This is a genomic window from Parvularcula bermudensis HTCC2503, from assembly GCF_000152825.2.
Lineage (GTDB): Bacteria > Pseudomonadota > Alphaproteobacteria > Caulobacterales > Parvularculaceae > Parvularcula > Parvularcula bermudensis.
In genome coordinates this window covers 1752757-1770282 of record NC_014414.1, presented here as the reverse complement: position 1 = coordinate 1770282, position 17526 = coordinate 1752757, and the positions used below count along the sequence as shown (strand labels likewise).

The 17526-nt window shown below is 61.2% G+C and carries 15 protein-coding genes; 3 read left to right on the top strand and 12 right to left on the bottom strand.

What is annotated here, in order from left to right; all coding sequences use genetic code 11:
- Positions 1-75: 75 nt before the first annotated feature.
- The 3 genes from pdhA to lpdA all read right to left on the bottom strand — a co-directional run bounded on the left by pdhA (position 76) and on the right by lpdA (position 3208).
- Positions 76-1059, bottom strand: a complete 984-nt coding sequence (gene pdhA / locus PB2503_RS08355; RefSeq protein WP_013300804.1) for a pyruvate dehydrogenase (acetyl-transferring) E1 component subunit alpha — start codon at positions 1057-1059, stop codon at positions 76-78.
- Positions 1060-1226: 167 nt separating this feature from the next.
- Positions 1227-1523 (bottom strand): hypothetical protein, encoded by a 297-nt coding sequence (locus PB2503_RS08350; protein ID WP_013300803.1) that lies wholly within the window; start codon positions 1521-1523, stop codon positions 1227-1229.
- Positions 1524-1786: 263 nt separating this feature from the next.
- Positions 1787-3208 (bottom strand): dihydrolipoyl dehydrogenase, encoded by a 1422-nt coding sequence (gene lpdA / locus PB2503_RS08340; protein WP_013300801.1) that lies wholly within the window; start codon positions 3206-3208, stop codon positions 1787-1789.
- A gap of 183 nt (positions 3209-3391) precedes the next feature.
- Here lpdA and PB2503_RS08335 point away from each other — a divergent pair, with 183 nt between their 5' ends.
- On the top strand, positions 3392-3673 hold the full coding sequence (locus PB2503_RS08335) for a DUF6356 family protein (RefSeq protein WP_013300800.1): 282 nt from the start codon (positions 3392-3394) through the stop codon (positions 3671-3673).
- An 18-nt stretch (positions 3674-3691) separates the two neighbouring features.
- Here PB2503_RS08335 and PB2503_RS08330 read toward each other — a convergent pair whose 3' ends face one another.
- The 5 genes from PB2503_RS08330 to PB2503_RS08310 form a co-directional block, all read right to left on the bottom strand.
- On the bottom strand, positions 3692-5077 hold the full coding sequence (locus PB2503_RS08330; protein ID WP_013300799.1) for a pyruvate dehydrogenase complex dihydrolipoamide acetyltransferase: 1386 nt from the start codon (positions 5075-5077) through the stop codon (positions 3692-3694).
- A gap of 3 nt (positions 5078-5080) precedes the next feature.
- Entirely contained in the window at positions 5081-5608 is a 528-nt protein-coding gene (locus PB2503_RS08325) for a DUF805 domain-containing protein (protein WP_013300798.1), read from the bottom strand.
- Positions 5605-6090: a DUF805 domain-containing protein gene (locus PB2503_RS08320; protein WP_013300797.1), complete on the bottom strand. Its 486-nt coding sequence runs from the start codon at positions 6088-6090 to the stop codon at positions 5605-5607. The genes PB2503_RS08325 and PB2503_RS08320 overlap by 4 nt, the downstream gene beginning before the upstream one ends.
- A gap of 14 nt (positions 6091-6104) precedes the next feature.
- Entirely contained in the window at positions 6105-7526 is a 1422-nt protein-coding gene (locus PB2503_RS08315; RefSeq protein WP_013300796.1) for a pyruvate dehydrogenase complex E1 component subunit beta, read from the bottom strand.
- Positions 7527-7664: 138 nt separating this feature from the next.
- Entirely contained in the window at positions 7665-8492 is an 828-nt protein-coding gene (locus PB2503_RS08310) for an SDR family oxidoreductase (protein ID WP_013300795.1), read from the bottom strand.
- Positions 8493-8639: 147 nt separating this feature from the next.
- Here PB2503_RS08310 and PB2503_RS08305 point away from each other — a divergent pair, with 147 nt between their 5' ends.
- Together PB2503_RS08305 and rnd are read left to right on the top strand one after the other, a co-directional pair.
- Entirely contained in the window at positions 8640-10298 is a 1659-nt protein-coding gene (locus tag PB2503_RS08305; protein WP_013300794.1) for an alkaline phosphatase D family protein, read from the top strand.
- A gap of 59 nt (positions 10299-10357) precedes the next feature.
- Positions 10358-11509 carry a ribonuclease D gene (gene rnd / locus PB2503_RS08300; protein ID WP_013300793.1) on the top strand — a complete coding sequence of 384 codons (1152 nt, stop codon included), beginning with the start codon at positions 10358-10360 and terminating at the stop codon, positions 11507-11509.
- Positions 11510-11515: 6 nt separating this feature from the next.
- On the opposite strand, the gene PB2503_RS08295 is transcribed toward rnd, so the two are convergent.
- Genes PB2503_RS08295 through PB2503_RS08280 form a run of 4 tightly spaced genes read right to left on the bottom strand, consistent with a single transcriptional unit; the run spans position 11516 to position 17504 of the window.
- Positions 11516-13027 carry a Ppx/GppA phosphatase family protein gene (locus tag PB2503_RS08295; RefSeq protein WP_013300792.1) on the bottom strand — a complete coding sequence of 504 codons (1512 nt, stop codon included), beginning with the start codon at positions 13025-13027 and terminating at the stop codon, positions 11516-11518.
- Positions 13027-15252 carry an RNA degradosome polyphosphate kinase gene (locus PB2503_RS08290; RefSeq protein WP_013300791.1) on the bottom strand — a complete coding sequence of 742 codons (2226 nt, stop codon included), beginning with the start codon at positions 15250-15252 and terminating at the stop codon, positions 13027-13029. The genes PB2503_RS08295 and PB2503_RS08290 overlap by 1 nt, the downstream gene beginning before the upstream one ends.
- Positions 15253-15270: 18 nt before the next feature.
- Positions 15271-15963 carry a hypothetical protein gene (locus PB2503_RS08285; RefSeq protein ID WP_013300790.1) on the bottom strand — a complete coding sequence of 231 codons (693 nt, stop codon included), beginning with the start codon at positions 15961-15963 and terminating at the stop codon, positions 15271-15273.
- A 5-nt stretch (positions 15964-15968) separates the two neighbouring features.
- Positions 15969-17504: a DUF2066 domain-containing protein gene (locus PB2503_RS08280; RefSeq protein WP_013300789.1), complete on the bottom strand. Its 1536-nt coding sequence runs from the start codon at positions 17502-17504 to the stop codon at positions 15969-15971.
- Between the last annotated feature and the right edge of the window lie 22 nt (positions 17505-17526).

Genomic DNA, 17526 nt, shown 5'->3' with positions numbered 1-17526 from the left:
CGGGCCAACATCGCGGCCTTGTCGAGCTTCATTCTCGATGAGCGGCAATAGACGACATGCGGGCCCTTGCCCGATCTATGCGACAACGTCAGTATAGAGTTCTTTTGAAGCCGGCTCAGGACTTTCCAACGCGAAATCCGCCGCCTCCTTGATTTGTGCCTTGATCTCAGTATCGATCGATTTCAGCGTTTCTTCATCGGCATACTCTCCATCGAGAAGGCGCTTCTTGCACCGTTCAATGGGGTCAGAGTGGGTGCGCATATCGTCCACCTCTTGCCGTGTCCGATATTTCGCCGGGTCGGACATTGAATGACCGCGATAGCGATAGGTCTTCATTTCGAGGACATAGGGGCCACCGCCATTGCGCGCATGGTCGACGGCTTCTTTTGCTTCCTGGCGTACGGCGACGACATCCATCCCGTCGACTTCTTTGCCGGGGATGCCAAAGCTTGCCCCCCGCCGGCAGAGATGGGTATCGGCGGACGCGCGCTTGACCGCCGTTCCCATCGCATACTGATTGTTTTCAATGACGAAGACCACGGGCAAGTCCCAAAGCTCCGCCATATTCATCGCTTCGAAGACCTGTCCCTGATTGGCTGCCCCATCGCCAAAATAGGTAAAACAGACATTGTCGTTTTTGCGATATTTATTGGCGAAGGCGATCCCGGCACCGATCGGCACCTGCGCTCCGACAATTCCGTGCCCCCCATAAAAGGCCTTGTCGGTCGAAAACATGTGCATCGACCCGCCCTTGCCTTTGGAATAGCCGCCATCGCGCCCGGTCAGTTCCGCCATCACCCCTTTGGGATCCATGCCGCAGGCCAGCATGTGGCCGTGGTCGCGATAGCCGGTGATGACCTGGTCCCCCTCTTCCCGCAGCGCCTCGAGCCCGGTGACCACAGCCTCTTGCCCGATATAGAGGTGACAGAACCCCCCTATATGTCCCATCCCGTAAAGCTGGCCGGCACGCTCTTCGAAGCGCCTGATCAGCAGCATCATGCGATAATCTTCGAGAAGCTGATCGCCGGAAATAGTGTCGTTAGAGGGGGATTGGGCCATGAAGATCTCCTGTCCCTTCAATCTAATCGTCGCCGCCCCCTGGGGCAAACCGCGAGGGTCAATTAGAGAGGTCGTCGCAAGCGCGCTCGGCGATAAGAGGCCCCATACGAAAACCCCCGGCCCTTAACGAGCCGGGGGCAAAATCGCCGGTAAGGCATGACGCCTAGTTAGACGGCTTTGGCTTCGAAGGTCGATTCGCCGAAGGAGCCGAGCGTCACGGCACCGGTAATGTCGCTGCCGTCTTTTTTCCCTTGGAAGGTGAGGGTCATTGGCATGGGGCGCGGAATGTCGACTTCCCAGCTCGCCACGTCGCCTTCGACCTTACCATTCTTGATCGCTTCAGCTTCGCCGTCCTGCTCCATGGAGCCCGTCAGCTCTTCGCCGTTTTGAGTGAGCTCGAGCCCACCTTGCTGTTCGCCCATCGGGGTCTGCATGATTATGGTGTATTTTCCATCAAAAGACATGGTCGTCTCCCTACTTCAGTTTGGCCGTGTCGCCACGGATGTCTCGCGGACACTATTGTTGAATTTGGACAGTGTAAAGTTCCTGTTTCAGATCCTTCGCGCCCCCGCCGCCGGGGCCGCCCCCCCCAGCCGAAAATCGGGGTCTGCCGAAGACCAGAACCAGAAATTAGATATGGCCCGACGCCGCGGCGCGGCCACCACCCCCTGCCCTGACGGGCGCCGCCGCGGGGCCGCGCCATCCCCCCTGAGACGTTGATCCTTTTTCAGGTATGGATCACCCGGTCAAAGGCATCGAGGGCACTCTCATGCATCATCTCGCTGAGCGTGGGGTGCGGAAAGACCGTATGGAAGAGTTCCTGCTCGGTCGCTTCCAGGGTCTTGGCAATCCCAAACCCCTGGATCAGCTCGGTGACCTCTGCCCCGACCAGATGGGCGCCAAGCAATTCGCCGGTGACTGAATCGAAGATCGTTTTGACAAACCCCTCAGGCTCACCAAGAGCGATCGCCTTCCCATTGCCTTGGAAGGGAAATTTCCCGACCTTAATGTCATAGCCCTCTTCCCGCGCCTTGGCTTCGGTCAAGCCAATGGACGCGATCTGGGGCTGGCAATAGGTGCAGCCCGGAATGGCGCTGACATCGAGGGCATGCACCTCTTCCTCCCCCGCCAGCGCTTCAACACAGATAATGCCCTCATGGCTGGCCTTATGGGCGAGCCAGGGGGGGCCGACCACATCACCGATCGCATAAACCCCTTCGACCGACGTTCGGAGATAAGGGTCGACGACAATATGGCCGTTGGCCACTTCGACACCGATATCTTCCAGGCCGATATCCTCCGTATTGCCGATAATGCCGATGGCCACGATCACGCGATCGACGGTTTCGGTCACTGTGTCTCCATCCTTCGTCTGAAGACTGACGGTGACGGCGGCATCGGATTTCTCAAGCCCCGTTACATTGGCGCCTGTGTGAATGCGCATCCCCCGCCCCTCAAAGCTCTTGCGCGCAAAGGCGGATACCTCTTCATCCTCCACCGGCAAGATCCGGTCGAGACGTTCGACGACCGTCACCTCCGCGCCGAGGGCATTATAGAAGCTGGCAAATTCGATCCCGATGGCCCCCGAACCGACGACTAGCAGGCGATCGGGGAACTGATCGGGGACCATCGCTTCCTTTGCCGTCCACACCTTGTCCCCATCCGGGGCCAATCCGGCCTGGGGCACAGTACGGGCACGCGCGCCGGTGGCGATGATGGTATGGGTTCCCCTGATCTCCTCCCCACCCCCCTCATTATCGGTGATATGGAGGACGGCGGCGCCGTCGCCGGCGGAGACAAATCGCGCGGTTCCGTTATAGACGGTCACGTCGTTCTTTTTCATCAGATAACGGACACCTGAGGATAATTGACCGGCGATCTTGCGTGAGCGCTTCACCACGGCATCGAGATCGAACCCGATATTGTCCGCCTTCAGCCCATAAGCCGCCGCATGAGACATTGCGGTATAGATCTCCGCCGTCCGTAATAGCGCCTTGGTCGGAATACAGCCCCAATTGAGGCACACCCCCCCCAGATGCTCCTTTTCCACCAGCGCCACGGACAGGCCCAATTGCCGTGCCCGGATGGCCGCGACATAGCCGCCCGGTCCACCGCCGATCACCACCACGTCGTATGTGTTCTCACCCATGGCTTTTCCTCCGTCACTCATCCCCTCTTAGCGAGCTTTGGGGTAACGCCGATAGCGATCCTACAGCTCCGCCCTCCGCTATATCCACCGGGCGCGTGACCGCTTTATCGCCGCTCTCTTGCAGTGCAGCACGTATCGGCATAGGCTTTCAGCGTTGATCAAAGCAGCAATAGGATCTCTGCCATGTCGATCCTCGCCCGGCTCTTTCGGGAGCACCCGGCCAGTGTGGGGGAAAGCTACCCCGAACATGCCCGTCACGCGGGCCGATATGGCCTGTTAATGATCGGTGGCGGGCTTGCCTGTTTGATCCACGCCCTTCTGCCTTTTGCGTTCAAGCGGACCGGATCGGACACGATCCTGTCCCTAAGCGATGAGCTGCGACAGCGACGCGCGCCCCCGCCCGCCCCCGCCGCGCCCCCGCCCGCCCCCGCAGAGGGCAGCGCAAAGGCGTGGCACCCCTCCTGAACCGACCGCCGGCCCCTATCAGAGAAGCATTGAGGCCGGTTCTTCGCAAAACCGCTTAAAGGCCGCGAGGAATTCCGCTCCCGTGGCGCCGTCCACCACTCGGTGATCGCAGGTGAGCGTGACGGTCATTATCGGCCGCACGACAATCTCCCCATTGCGGACCACAGGCCGGTCCTCCCCCGCGCCGACGGAAAGGATCGCCCCGTGGGGCGTGTTGACGATCGAGGCAAAACTCTTGATCCCGAACATGCCCAAATTGGAGACGGCAAAGGTGCCGCCCTGATATTCCTCAGGCTTCAGCTTTTTATCCCGCGCCCGACCGGCAAGGTCCCGAATCTCCTCCGAGATCGCCTGAAGCCCCTTGGTTTCCGCCCGCCAGACGATGGGCGTGATCAAGCCGCCATCGATGGCGACGGCCACGCCGATATCGGCGTGATGGTGGCGAAGGATCGCCTCCTCGGTAAAGCTCGCATTGGCGCCCGGCACGACCATGAGGGCTTGGGCGCTCGCCTTGACGATAAAATCGTTGACCGAAATCTTATAGGTCCCCTCGCTCCCCTTTTCGGGGGAGGCCGCATTGATACGTTCCCGCGCCGCCAAAAGCTGGGTCAGATCGATATCGATATTGAGGGGGAAATGCGGAACTTCCTGATTGAAACTCTGGTTGAGCCGCTTCGCGATGGTCTTCCGCATCCCATCGTTTTTGATGGCGGTATAGGTTTCCGGCGAGTAGAGACGGGGGTCGAGCCCACCGCCGGCTCCGGCCACCGCCCCTTTGCCATCGGGTTGCGCTTGCCCTTCCTCCAGCGCCTTCTCCACATCCCGCTTGACGATCCGCCCCCGTGGCCCCGTCCCCTCGATCAGGGGCAGGGAAAGCCCCTCCTGCTCGGCAATGCGGCGGGCGAGGGGCGAGGCGAAAAGCCGCTCACCTTCGGCCTTCGCGTCGGCGGACGATGACTGTGAGCCCGACGGCGTTGAGGTCGGCGATGGCGCCGACCGATCCGCAGACGGCTCCTGACTTTCAGACGGGCTTTCCTTAGGGGGCGAGGTCGCCTCTTTGGAGGACTGAGCCGCGTCCTTCTTCGCGGCGCCATTATCCTCCCCGGCGTCAGTTGGGACGGAGGACCGAAGCGCCTCAAGATCGATATCATCGGCGCTCTCCCCCTCCTCAAGGAGCACACCGATCATCTGGTTGACCTTGACGGCCTCCGTGCCGCTCTCGACGAGGATCTTGCCAACGATTCCATCATCGACCGCCTCGACCTCCATCGTGGCTTTGTCGGTCTCGATCTCAGCGATTACATCGCCCGAAGAGATCTTGTCCCCCTCCGCGACCATCCATTTGGCGAGGGTCCCCTCCTCCATCGTCGGAGACAGGGCGGGCATCAGGATCGGCATCGGCATAAATTATCCTTCCCGTATTCCCGGCGGCGAACCGAACCGGTTAGCATCAGGCGATCCGGGAACGAATAATAGCCATCCGAACCCGGTCAAAACAAAAATGAGGGCGAAGGCGAAGCCCCCCATGACAGTATGGTCGAGGGGGTCGATCGGGACCGCCCGCCCCTCATTGGCCGCTTCCAGTGCGGCTTGAAAAGTCGCGGGGTCGGCGACCCACGCATAGGGCGCAACGCCGATCACCGCCGAGGCGGTCGCAATCCCCATCTGCATCACCAGAAGGCCAAAGGCGGCGCCGCCGAGAAAGAGGGCCTGCCACCACCAAGACCGATCCATATCGTGAAATCGCCGGATCGGCACACTGATCGACACGAGCCACAGGAGCACGCCTTGGCAAAGAACCCCAAGCCCCCCAAGCACACCGGCGGGTGCCGCGCCGACCAGGGACCCAAAGATCAAGAACGTGACCGTCACCAACGCCATTTCCCGACGTCCGGCCCGGCCCCGCGGCGCGAATATTCTGGCCCAGCGGCTCAATCGGCAAATCCCCTTCCATCGTTCAAGGGATCATTGCCATAGCGGTTCCGTCCGCGATCCCCGGGCTTCAGGGCAAACAGGAAAAACTGCGCGATCAGAACGAGATAGAGCAGGCCTTGTCCGAGGGCGAACCGGGGGGCCTCCTCCATCAGTCGGCTCACAACCGCCGGATCGTTCAGCATCTCCCACATCGCGTCAAAGTCATTCTGCGGCAGGCGATCCACCACCCCTTGAAAAGAGACAAGCCCCGCCAGGAACAAAAGGACGATGACGCCCATCTGATACCATCCCGACACCCCCATATCGTGAAACCGTTTGATCGGCACCGCGACAAAGGATGGCCACAGATACAAAAACCCGGCGAGGGAGCCGAAGGGAAGCGAAGCGCTGACGAGAGGCACCAAGAAGTAGGGGAGCAGATATCCCAGCAAATACCCCTTGCGAGAGATTCGGCCTTCGAGATTGAAGAGGAAATCGAACATTCCGCAAACGGCCCTTAATCGTCCAGATAGAGAACGCGTTTTGCCGCGGCCACCACTTTCTCGGCGTTGGGCAAGCTCAGCTTCTCAAGATTTGCCGCATAGGGAAGCGGGACATCCTCCTGCGTCACCCGCTCGGGGGGGGCGTCGAGATAATCGAAGGCGGCACGGGTGACTTGCCATCCAATTTCGGCGCCGATCCCCATCGGCCCCCAGCTCTCCTCGACGGTGACGAGGCGATTTGTTTTTCGCACACTGTCGGCGACCGTTTCGACATCCATCGGCCTGATGGTGCGGAGATCGACGACTTCGGCCTCAATCCCTTCCTGCGCCAGTTGGTCGGCGGCCTGAAGGGCGAACATCACACCGCGGGAATAAGAGACGATGGTCACATCCTTCCCCTGCCGAGCAATTTTCGCCTTCCCGATGGGCAGGACAAAATCCTCCGCCTCAGGCACGTCCCCCTTCTCGCCGTAAAGCAATTCATGCTCGAGAAAGACCACGGGATTGGGATTTCGGATCGCAGCCTTCAAGAGCCCTTTGGCGTCCATCGCCGAATAGGGCGAGATGACGATCAATCCGGGAACATGGCCGTACCAGGGCGCATAGTCCTGGCTGTGTTGAGCCGCCACGCGCGAGGCCGCCGCATTTGGCCCCCGAAACACAATCGGACAGGCCATTTGTCCCCCGGACATGTAGCGGGTCTTGGCGGCCGAGTTGATGATATGGTCGATCGCCTGCATGGCGAAGTTGAAGGTCATGAACTCGACGATCGGTCGCAGCCCGGCGAAGGCGGCACCGACACCGAGCCCGGCGAAGCCATACTCCGTAATCGGTGTATCGACGACTCGTCGATCCCCGAATTCCTGGAGCAACTCCCGAGTGACTTTATAGGCCCCCTGATATTCCGCAACCTCCTCTCCCATGACAAAGACCTGCTCGTCCCGCCGCATCTCCTCGGCCATCGCGTCGCGCAACGCATCGCGAACCGTGGTCTCGACCATCGGCGTGTCGTCCGGGATCTCGGGCGCCGCCGCTTGCGCCGAGGCGCGGGAGGGCTTGTCGGGCAGCGCTTTTTTCTTTGTGTCCTGATCGATTTCCGATGTCTTGGGTTTGTCAGTGTCACCCTTCTTTGGCGCCGCGTCGGCCGCCGCGGGAGCGGAAAGGTCCGCCTCGTCAATATCGCTTTTATCTTCCCCGTCTTCGAGGAGAACGGCGATAGGGGCGTTGACTTTGACCCCTTCGGTCCCCGCCTCCACCAAGATCTTGCCGAGGACCCCCTCGTCGACGGCCTCAACCTCCATCGTCGCCTTGTCGGTTTCGATTTCGGCGATAACGTCACCGGCGGACACCTGATCCCCTTCGTTCTTCAACCATTTGGCCAGGGTCCCCTCCTCCATGGTGGGAGACAGAGCAGGCATCAGAACGGGGATCGTCATATCGGTCCTTTCTTCGGCAGGCAGGGCGGCGCAACCCGGGGAGCCCTGTTGCGCGCTGCTAGCATAGGTCGAAAGTGCAGCAACGCCTTCGCGCAGGATATAAGAGGTCGGCGGGGCGCGGGCGAGCGACGGATGGTGTCAAAAGGTCAACACCGACGAGGCGTCACCAAGGGTTGTGCCTCCTTCGACCTCAAGAATTGTCCCCGTGACATAGTCGGCGCCCCCCGAACAAAGCCACAGGGCCGCATCCGCAATATCATCGCGATCGCCAAATGTTCTGAGGGCCAATTGCTTGCGATAGGTCTCCCGCATTTTTTCGTTGGGGGCGAGACGATCCATGCCCTCGGTGCCGTCGATCGGCCCCGGCGAGATCCCATTGACCCGCACCCCGACGGGCCCCCATTCCATCGCCAAACATTTGACCAGCATGTTCACACCGGCCTTTGCCGCACAGACATGGGATTGATAGGGATAGGGGCGGGTCGCCTGCGGTGCCGAGATGGTGAGAAAGACCGCCCCGGGTCGACGACATCGGTGGATGGCCGCCCGAAACACATTGAACGTCCCCAAGAGGTCAATGTCGATCACCGACTTAAAGGCATTCGCCGACATCTGGGCGGCCCCGGCGGGGAAATTGCCCGCCTGGCCCGCAAGCACCATATCCAAGGGGCCCCACCGGTCGGCACAGGCTTCGACCGCGGCCTCAATCGCCTGATAGTCCCGCACATCGGCCGCCTGTCCATCGGACTCGGCCCCCGCTTCGCGTAACAGGGCCACCGTCGCCTCAACCTTTTCCGGCTTACGGGACATGACAAAGACCTTGGCCCCGGCCGTCGCAAATCGCTCGGCGATCCGCTGATTGATGCCGGAGGTACCGCCCGCCATGAAACAGACCTTCCCTGTCAGGTCATAGGAGGGGGCTGGGGTCAGCGCCCGGGGCGTCCCATTGTGCTCATCTGCGGTCATGATCTTGTCCTTGTTGACCTATCCTCATGTAGCGCGCGCCGGGCGGAACGCCAAAGCGCCTCTCTACGCCAAGGGAGGACCGATGATGGCTTGCGAGCGGGCTCCGGCATGGTAGACCCCGATTGGGCTGAGGGAGAGACTAGTGTCGTGCCATTGATTCATCGTCGCACCGTTCTGGGTGGGCTTGGTGCTGCGGCGCTGGCCCCCGCGCTCTCCTCGCCGGCCCTTGCGGGCATCGGCCCGTTCACCCGATTTCGCCACGGCGTCGCCTCGGGCGATCCCCGCCACGACCGCGTGATCATCTGGACGCGGGTGACCCCTCGTTCCCGCGAAGAGGATCGCGGCAATCTGCTGGTCCGGTGGCGAATGGCCACAGACCCTCTGATGACCCAGATTGTGGGCCAAGGCATCACCGCCGCCACGATCAACCGTGACTTCACGGTCAAGGTCGATGTCGAGCGGTTACTGCCCGATCGAACCTATTATTACGATTTCCGGATCGAGGGGACATTCGATACCTCCCCCATCGGACGCACAAAGACGTTCCCGGCCCCCGGCGCCGCGACCCATCGCCTGCGATATGCCTTTGTCTCGTGCTCCCACTATAACGCTGGATATTTTCACGTTTATCGCGCCATTGCCAACCGTGCCGATCTCGACGTCGTTCTCCATCTCGGCGACTATATATACGAGTACGGACCAGGGCAGTTCGGCGACAACCAGCTCGAGGGTCGGGCGCTGCTGCCCGAGAAGGAAATCGTCACCCTCGACGATTATCGCGCACGATACGCGCTGTACCGAACCGACCCCGATTTGCAGGAAGCGCACCGCCAGCACCCTTTCATGACCGTGTGGGACGATCACGAAACCGCCAACAATGCCTGGCGGGACGGCGCCCAAAACCATACCCCCGAAACCGAGGGGGACTGGACAACCCGGCGGGCGGCTGGGGTTCGTGCCTATTTTGAATGGTTACCGATCCGGGAGACCGCCCTCCCCTCGCCGATCACCAATGAGGCGGAGGCCGTCGGCCCCGATACCCAACGGATCTGGCGAAGCGCCCGGTACGGTGATCTGGCGGATTTCTTGATGCTCGACACCCGTCTTTACGGACGCGACGAGCAGGTCGGCATCATCGGCCCTGACATCGGCGACCCCTCCCGCAGCCTGCTCGGCCCGGAGCAGGAACAATGGCTCACCGATTGCCTCATCGCTTCGCAATTCTCCGGCACGCGCTGGCGCTTTTTGGGGCAGCAGGTCATGTTCTCGAAATTGATCGGCGAGAATGTCGAGAAGGCCGATATCGCCTTCAACGCCGATCAGTGGGATGGCTATGGCGCTTCCCAGGAACGGTTGCTTGATACGATCGTCAGCGGCGGCATTGAGAATCTCGCCGTGCTGACGGGGGATATCCATAGTTCCTGGGCCTTTGATGTTCCCCTCGCTCCCTATGACAGCGATACCTACAAGCGGTTCACCGGCGAGGGATCGATTGCGGTTGAGTTTGTGACCTCATCGGTCACCTCGCCCTCGATCCCGGGCGTCGAGACCTCCACCGTGATCGACCGGCTGGGGGTCGCGGCCATGCCGCATCTGAAATGGCTGAACCTGACCGAACGCGGATATTGCCTCGTCGATGTCAGCCATGAGCGGACACAATGCGAATGGTGGTTCGTCGAAGATGTACGCGCACCGAGCGGGGGCAGCGAGTATCTGGCCCGTGCCTATTACACCGACGACGGGGCGACCCGCCTGCGCCGGTCGCGCATGCCCTCTCTGCCGAAGCCGAGTGCGCCGCCGGCATAAGACGTGCCGCGCCGCGCGCCAGCTATCCCCCCGTTTCCGCGTCTGCTAACAGGGCGGACATGCATATTGTCACACAAACCCAGGACCTCACCGCCCTGTGCGGTCGCCTCGCCAAGCATGACTTCGTCACCGTCGATACCGAATTCATGCGGGAGCGGACCTATTATCCAAAGCTGTGCTTGATTCAGGTCGCTTCGACCGAGGAAGCGGCGATTATCGATCCATTGGCGGCGGCCCTCGACCTCGCCCCTTTCCTTGAGCTGTTGGCCGATCCGTCCGTGCTCAAGGTCTTCCATGCCGCGCGACAGGATCTTGAGATTTTCTATAAGCTCATGGGAAAGGTCCCGGCCCCCCTCTTCGATACGCAGATCGCCGCCATGGCCTGTGGGCATGGGGACCAGGTGGGGTACGAAGCGCTGATCCGTGAGGTCACCGGTGCGCAAGTGGATAAGGGATCACGGTTCACCGATTGGGCGAAACGGCCGCTGTCGGACAAGCAACTGACCTACGCCCTCGGCGACGTTACCCATCTCGTCGACGCCTATCAGGCGCTTATCACGGAGCTCGAAGAGAAGGGTCGCCTTGAGTGGATCCACGCGGAGATGACCCAGCTCAATGACCCGACCCTTTATTATACGGACCCTGACGAGGCATGGCGCCGCATCAAAGTCCGAAACCTGAAGCAACGTGATCGCGCCCTCCTAAAGGCGGTGGCGGCATGGCGGGAGCGCGAAGCGATCGCGCGAGACACGCCGCGAAATCGGGTCATGAAGGATGACGGCCTGATGGAAATCGTCCGAACGAAACCGAAAGATGCCCAAGAACTGGCCGCCCTCCGCGCGATCCCGTCGGGGTTTGAAAGATCTCGCGCCGCCACTGCGCTATTTGACGCGCTAGCGGCCGCCGACCGGATGGACGAAGGGGCGATCCCGCCCGCGCAAAAGCGTGATGACCGATCCGCCCCGGCCGATGTCCTCGAATTGCTCCGGGTCTTGCTCAAACGTCAGAGCGAGATGCATCGGGTCGCGCCAAAGCTCTTGGCCAGTGCAGCGGATCTTGAAGCCATCGCCCTCAATGACGAAGCCGATGTCCCCGCCCTCTCAGGGTGGCGGCGAGAGGTCTTCGGCGAGATGGCCCTCAAACTGAAACACGGGCGGATCGCCCTCGCCCTCGACCGGGGCAGCGTCAGGCTTATCGACGTCCAGGGATGACCTGCGTCAATTAGTGAGCTGAAGATCGGCTTCGGCGCCGCAGAGATCGGCAAGGCGGACCAAACGCTTTTCGGGGCCGCGCCCCCAATGGTCGGCCACGGGGCCGATCAAACGCAGTGCCTTACCGTCCCCCTCGATGCGAATATCCCTTAACAGGCGGCTATCCGCCGGGGCCAGGGTAAGGAACAATCTCAGCGCCGCGCCTGTGATTTCCGCCCGCTCAGCCTGTTCCGCATCGAGAAGATCGACGGGAAGATAGGCCGCGAAATCATCCACCCCCGCCCCATGACGGGCCGCGATGGCGGCGGCGATATAGACCCGCCCAGGATGACCGATCCCCCGGAGTGGCAGGGTGAGAGCGGTTTGCGCGGATTGCTGCGGTCGGGCATCCGCTTGAAAGACAAGGCCCAGATTGGCCATCGCGATGACCGCCCGCTGCCAGCGCTCCTCCCGCCGCTCCGTACCCGGCATGATTTGCCGCAGAAGCGTCAGCATCGCCTCCTCGTCCCTGGCCTGGGCGTCGCCGAACCTGATCGCAAAATAGCGGGCAAGCTCGAGCAGTGGATCCTCCTCATGGGTCGCTTCATCCAAGGTGGAGAACAAGATCCCCTCCCGCACGCCGCTCGACGAGGTTTCAATCCGTTCAACGCCTGTAATCGTCAGCACATTGTCCAGTACCAAAGCCGCAAAGGGAAGAGTGGGGGCGCGACGCCGTTGCACGGCCGGCATAACCTCGAGGTTTTCGATGCTCTGCTTTGCCACGAAATGGCAAATGGACCGCATTTCCGCCGCAGATAGGGCAAATCGGTCCAAGGTCTTCAATGGATGGCCACGGCGGTTCAGCGCCACCCGGGCAAGGGCGCGCCAGGCCCCCCCGACCATGTGCAACTCCCTCGCCTCACTCTTTCGCAGCCATTTGACGGCGCCCAATTGAGCCTCGATATAGCGCGCCGCCCCCGCACGGTCCCCCGCCCACTGCCCCGCCAGCCGAAGCCCGCCAAGGGGTAGGGAGATCCGCTTACCGACCTTATCGGGCGCCTCGGCATGGATATGACTGATTTCGAGGCTGCCGCCGCCAATATCCCCCGCGAGCGCGCCATGGGGCAGAGCGAGGATGCGCGGCGCGCCGGACAATATACCGAGGGCGGCGTAAAGCGCCTCCTCATCCCCAGTCAGCAGCCGGGGGTTGAGACCGATATCGCGGATCGCCGCCAGGAAAGCCGGACCGTTCGGGGCGTCCCGCACCGCCGCCGTGGCAAAGACCACATAGTCCGACAACGACCAATCTTCGAGAAGGCTCCGAAACCGCGTCAAGACGGACAGCGCCTCCGACATCGCCTCATCCCGCAGATTGCCAGACCCAACTTCGCGCTCGCCAAGACCGCAAAGAACCTTTTCGTTGAAGATAGAGATCGGTGACCGCAGGGGCCCCTCATATACAACGAGGCGCACTGAATTCGATCCGATATCGACGACCGCACGCCGTCGCACATCACTGTCGATCTGGTGATCCGGCATCAATGGTCAATATTCAGGGTTCGGGGCTTTTCTTCTTGAAGCGCCCTCCCCCTTCCCGACAGGCTGGGATTGGTCATAAAATAGGCATGGACATTGAAGGGGTCCTCGGCGCCCGGAACACCTCGAACCCATCGTCCATCGGCTTTCAATTCCCAGCTTTGCTGTTCGTCCTTGAAATTTGCGACCATAATCTGGTCGAGCACCTGATTATGCGTCGTTTCATTCGTCACAGGACATAGAACCTCGACCCGACGATTGAGGTTCCGCGGCATCCAGTCCGCCGAAGAGATGAAGACCTTCGCTTTGTCGGACGGCAATTCTTCGCCGTTCCCGAACGCCACGATCCGGCTGTGCTCCAGATACCGCCCAACGATACTCTTGACCCGAATATTCTCCGAAAAGCCCGGCACACCCGGCCGTAGACAGCATATGCCGCGGATGACGAGGTCGATCTCCACGCCCGCTTGGCTTGCCTCGTAAAGCTTGTCGATCAAGTTCCCATCGACGAGGGAATTCATTTTCGCCCAAATACCGGCCGGTTTCCCCGACCGGGCAAAGGCGATTTCCCGGTCGATATGCGCGTAGATCGTTTCCCGCAGATTGAGAGGCGCAATCGACAGAGCCTCGAAATCATCGGGTTTGGCGTACCCCGTCACATAGTTGAAGATCTTCGCCACATCGCGACCGATAGCCGGATCGGTCGTGAAGAGCGCAAGATCGGTGTATATTTTGGCCGTAATCTGATGATAATTGCCCGTCCCCAAATGGCAATAAGAGCGAGTTTGCTCCCCCTCTCGGCGCACCACATAGGACAGCTTGGCGTGGGTTTTATAGTCGACAAATCCGTAGACGACATTGACCCCCGCCCGTTCGAGCGCCCGTGCCCACTTAATATTCGCTTCTTCGTCGAAACGCGCTTTCAGTTCGACGAGAGCGGTGACATTTTTGCCGTTCTCGGCCGCTTCCATCAATGCCGCGATGATCGGGGAGTCCGACGAAGTCCGGTATAGCGTCTGCTTGATGGCGAGAACCTGCTTATCCTTCGCCGCTTGTTTCAGAAATTGTACGACAACGTCAAAATCCTCATAGGGATGATGGACAAGGATGTCCTTTGCCGAAATCGCGGAAAAGCAATCGCCGCCATGCTCCCTAATCCGTTCGGGAAACCGTGCCTCAAACGGGGGGAACAGCAATTCGGGGCGATCCGAGGCGATAAGTTGCGAGGTCTGGGCGAGGCCGATCACCCCCTCTACAAAGACCACGTCCTTGGGGTGAACCCGCAATCGATCAATGATCAATTCTCGCAGACGGAAGGGCATATCCGCTTCCATCTTGAGGCGGATCACTTCACCCCGCCGGCGACGCTGCAGCATCGTTTCGAAGACCGCAACCAGATCTTCGGCCTCCTCTTCGACCTCGATATCGGAATCACGGATCACCCGGAACGCCCCTTGGGCGGTGATCTGTCCGCCGGGGAAGAGATGGTGAAGAAATTGCAGGATCGTGCGCTCGAGGGAAATATAGCGGACCTGCTCCTTGTTCTGAAGATCCTGGTCCGGATCCTTCGGCAAGCGAATGAACCGCTTGATCATACTGGGAACCGGCAGAAACTTGACGTTTGACTGCGCCCCCGCTTCGTAGCCATGGGCCCCCTCCACCTCAAAGCACAAGACGAAGCCGAGATTGGGGATGAACGGGAATGGATGGGCTGGATCGAGCGCCAATGGGGTGAGCACGGGGAAGATATTGGTCAGGAATTCCTGCTCCAACCATTCATGCTCGCTGGGCGTCAATTCATCGGCCGACAGCACCGCCACGCCGCTTTCCCGCATAAGCGGGAGCAGGGTTTGCCAGGAGGCCTGCTGGCGGCTCATCAATTCCGCCGACCGCTCGCTTACGGCCCGCAATTGTTCTTTCGGGGTCAGTCCGTCCTGGCATCTTTGGGTGACACCGGCGCGCACCTGACCGACCAGGCCCGCCACCCGCACCATAAAGAATTCGTCGAGATTGCTGGCCGAGATCGACAGAAAGCGCAGACGTTCCAGGATCGGGTGGGCGGTGTTCTCCGCCTCTTCGAGAACCCGCATGTTAAAGTCGAGCCAGCTCAGCTCACGATTGATAAAGCGATCCGCATTCTGAAAATCGAGGCTTGTTAGATCGACATGATCATCGGGGGAGAAGCGCTCTCCCTCAACGGCGTCGCTAGATACTTCGCTTGCCTCCACCGGATCCTCCTTGCGTGGTCAACCGCACTGTTCGGGGTTACTCTTCAATGCCTGCTCCAACAAGGATCTTGGCGTTTTTCCGGGACCTGCCAAGCGTCGGGCCGTCGCGGCAATGGTGAGCGGCGCAACGAACCGGCGACAGAGGCGGCCCCCTGTCTCTTCGATCAGCGCCGGAGGAACGGTCAGCCCGGCATCCCGAAGAGCGATGGCCAAGACCTGGATGATCGCCGTCTGCTCAGGCGGATCAAGCTCGATCACCGTACCCCCCATAAGCCGGCTGCGTAAATCCTGCACGCCGGTTTCGTCCTCGCCGCCGCCCCAACGCCCAGGGCGCGAGCGACCGATGACCAAGGTCGGCTGAGGGCGGGATAGCGCCGCGTTGACATAGGCAAATAGCGCCCCAAGCGACGCTTGGTCGGCATCGTCGATGACCACAAGCGGAAGAGCCGAACGCGGCGGCAGACCCGAAAGTGTCGGCCCCGCCAAAAAGGTTGCGCCCACGCGCCGCCCGAATTCCGCGGCGAGACGCGATTTGCCAACCCCGTATCCCCCCCACAGAACGGCGAGGGTAAGCCCGCCTCCTTCGGCCCCGCTTCTCAGCGCCCTCTCATACCAGGCATTGAGCGAGGCGAGCGCCGCCTTTGTCGCCGCTCCCTCATGAAACGGCGGGACGATCGGCGCTTCGGGGAAGGGAAGAGATGGTTGGGACACGGTCCTTAATAGATTGCGCCGAAATCATCCTCGGTGGGGATGGCGTCCTCAGACCCGGGGAGAGGTCGCTCGGGCCCCGACTTCGGTTCTAACTGGATCGGTCCGCCGGAGAGGCCCGGCGCCGAGGACCGTTGTTCCGCCGACGACAGCGCGCTGTCCACCGAAAGAGGTGCCCGCTCTTCGCGCCCCGACCATTGGCCACCCTCCGGGGTCTCGTTACGGTGACGGACCTCATTGACTGTCTGCTGCACCTGCTCGGCGCGGTCGAATTCAGCAATGTTCCACCGGCCGTCCACCGCTTGCCATACCGCCAGATTGTCCTGGCGCATAGCCAGGATCAATTGATCCTCTCGCCCGGTGATCGACAAATCGATGATCGCATTTTCATTATTGAACGCCCCAACCTCCATGGCGACGACCAGGGGGGTCTTCTCCAACGCCAAACGGATATCCGCCCATTCATCCAAACTGCCAAACCAGGCGGTCAGGGTCAGTTGGCGAATATCGGCGTGATCGACGAGTGTTCGTTCTTTCCATCCCGCCGCATAGGCCGCCACGGTTCCCTCGACGGCGCGCCGCGCAAGGGCAGGGAAATCGCCCGCTTCGCCGCGAAAAAACGTCTCGGTCAGGACTGTCCCCCGTCCCGACTCAGCCGGGCGAGCCGCCGTCGCCCCATACCCGTCGGGATCATCATAAAGCGCCGCTTCGCTGCTTTGCGCACCGCCCGGCCGATTGACGGCGCGGCTGTCGATTCCTGAATCGATAAGGCGAACCGACAATTCGAATACCCCGTCCCGCTCCTCAAGATCGGCGACCGCCACCAGCAATTGACCGACATTGTAGCGTCGCGCGAGGGCCTGAAGCCCTGATGTCTCAAGGCCCACAGCCTCCTCCGCCTCCACGGTGCCAATATCCCCCCGATCCCCCCGGGGCAGCACAAGGGGCGTCAATTCATTGGTGAGGGGGCGGGCCAGCCATGCCCGCGCCCAGGGGTTCTTACTCTCCCAAAGATAGACGTCTCGGTCAGTCTTCAGCACCGGGACGATCAAGGCCCGTCTCGCTTGCTGGTCACTATAGGGGAGGCCGGCATCCTGGAGCAGCCGTCGCACGGCCATCGGCCTGAACCGATAGGTGATCCGCGCCTGGTAGGTGGAGGCCGAGGATTTCTCGTCGAAGATGGAGAACCCCTCCTCCAAACTCGCCACATCGCTTGGATTGATGGTGACCGCTGATCGGCCGCTGGGCGTCATCCCCGCCTCTTCGGCGATAACGCCGGTGGCGCGGGCCGACTGACCCGCGGCAAGCTCGGGCAGATAGACCCAATCCTCCTCGGCCGTCAGACGGCGCAACAGAATATCAAGGGCCTTTCGGCGGCCCTTTTCCTGCGCCAAGCGCTGCGCCGCCGCCGCACTTTCGGCTTCCGCCGCGACGGGGACTTCGGCAACCACGAAGATAGATTGGGGCCCGGACTGGGCCCATGCCCCCGCCGCGCCGAAGAGGGCGATAGCCATCACCAGGGAAAATAGACGAACGATCATCATCCTGATCTCATTACCAGACCCG

What these genes read in the sequence shown, in the direction of transcription:
- PB2503_RS08330 (WP_013300799.1), bottom strand. Translation starts at nt 5,077, where the DNA reads ATGCCGATGCCGATCCTGATGCCCGCCCTGTCTCCGACGATGGAGGAG.
- PB2503_RS08335 (WP_013300800.1), top strand. Translation starts at nt 3,392, where the DNA reads ATGTCGATCCTCGCCCGGCTCTTTCGGGAGCACCCGGCCAGTGTGGGG.
- PB2503_RS08320 (WP_013300797.1), bottom strand. Translation starts at nt 6,090, where the DNA reads ATGTTCGATTTCCTCTTCAATCTCGAAGGCCGAATCTCTCGCAAGGGG.
- PB2503_RS08315 (WP_013300796.1), bottom strand. Translation starts at nt 7,526, where the DNA reads ATGACGATCCCCGTTCTGATGCCTGCTCTGTCTCCCACCATGGAGGAG.
- PB2503_RS08280 (WP_013300789.1), bottom strand. Translation starts at nt 17,504, where the DNA reads ATGATGATCGTTCGTCTATTTTCCCTGGTGATGGCTATCGCCCTCTTC.
- PB2503_RS08310 (WP_013300795.1), bottom strand. Translation starts at nt 8,492, where the DNA reads ATGACCGCAGATGAGCACAATGGGACGCCCCGGGCGCTGACCCCAGCC.
- PB2503_RS08295 (WP_013300792.1), bottom strand. Translation starts at nt 13,027, where the DNA reads ATGCCGGATCACCAGATCGACAGTGATGTGCGACGGCGTGCGGTCGTC.
- rnd (WP_013300793.1), top strand. Translation starts at nt 10,358, where the DNA reads ATGCATATTGTCACACAAACCCAGGACCTCACCGCCCTGTGCGGTCGC.
- PB2503_RS08350 (WP_013300803.1), bottom strand. Translation starts at nt 1,523, where the DNA reads ATGTCTTTTGATGGAAAATACACCATAATCATGCAGACCCCGATGGGC.
- pdhA (WP_013300804.1), bottom strand. Translation starts at nt 1,059, where the DNA reads ATGGCCCAATCCCCCTCTAACGACACTATTTCCGGCGATCAGCTTCTC.
- lpdA (WP_013300801.1), bottom strand. Translation starts at nt 3,208, where the DNA reads ATGGGTGAGAACACATACGACGTGGTGGTGATCGGCGGTGGACCGGGC.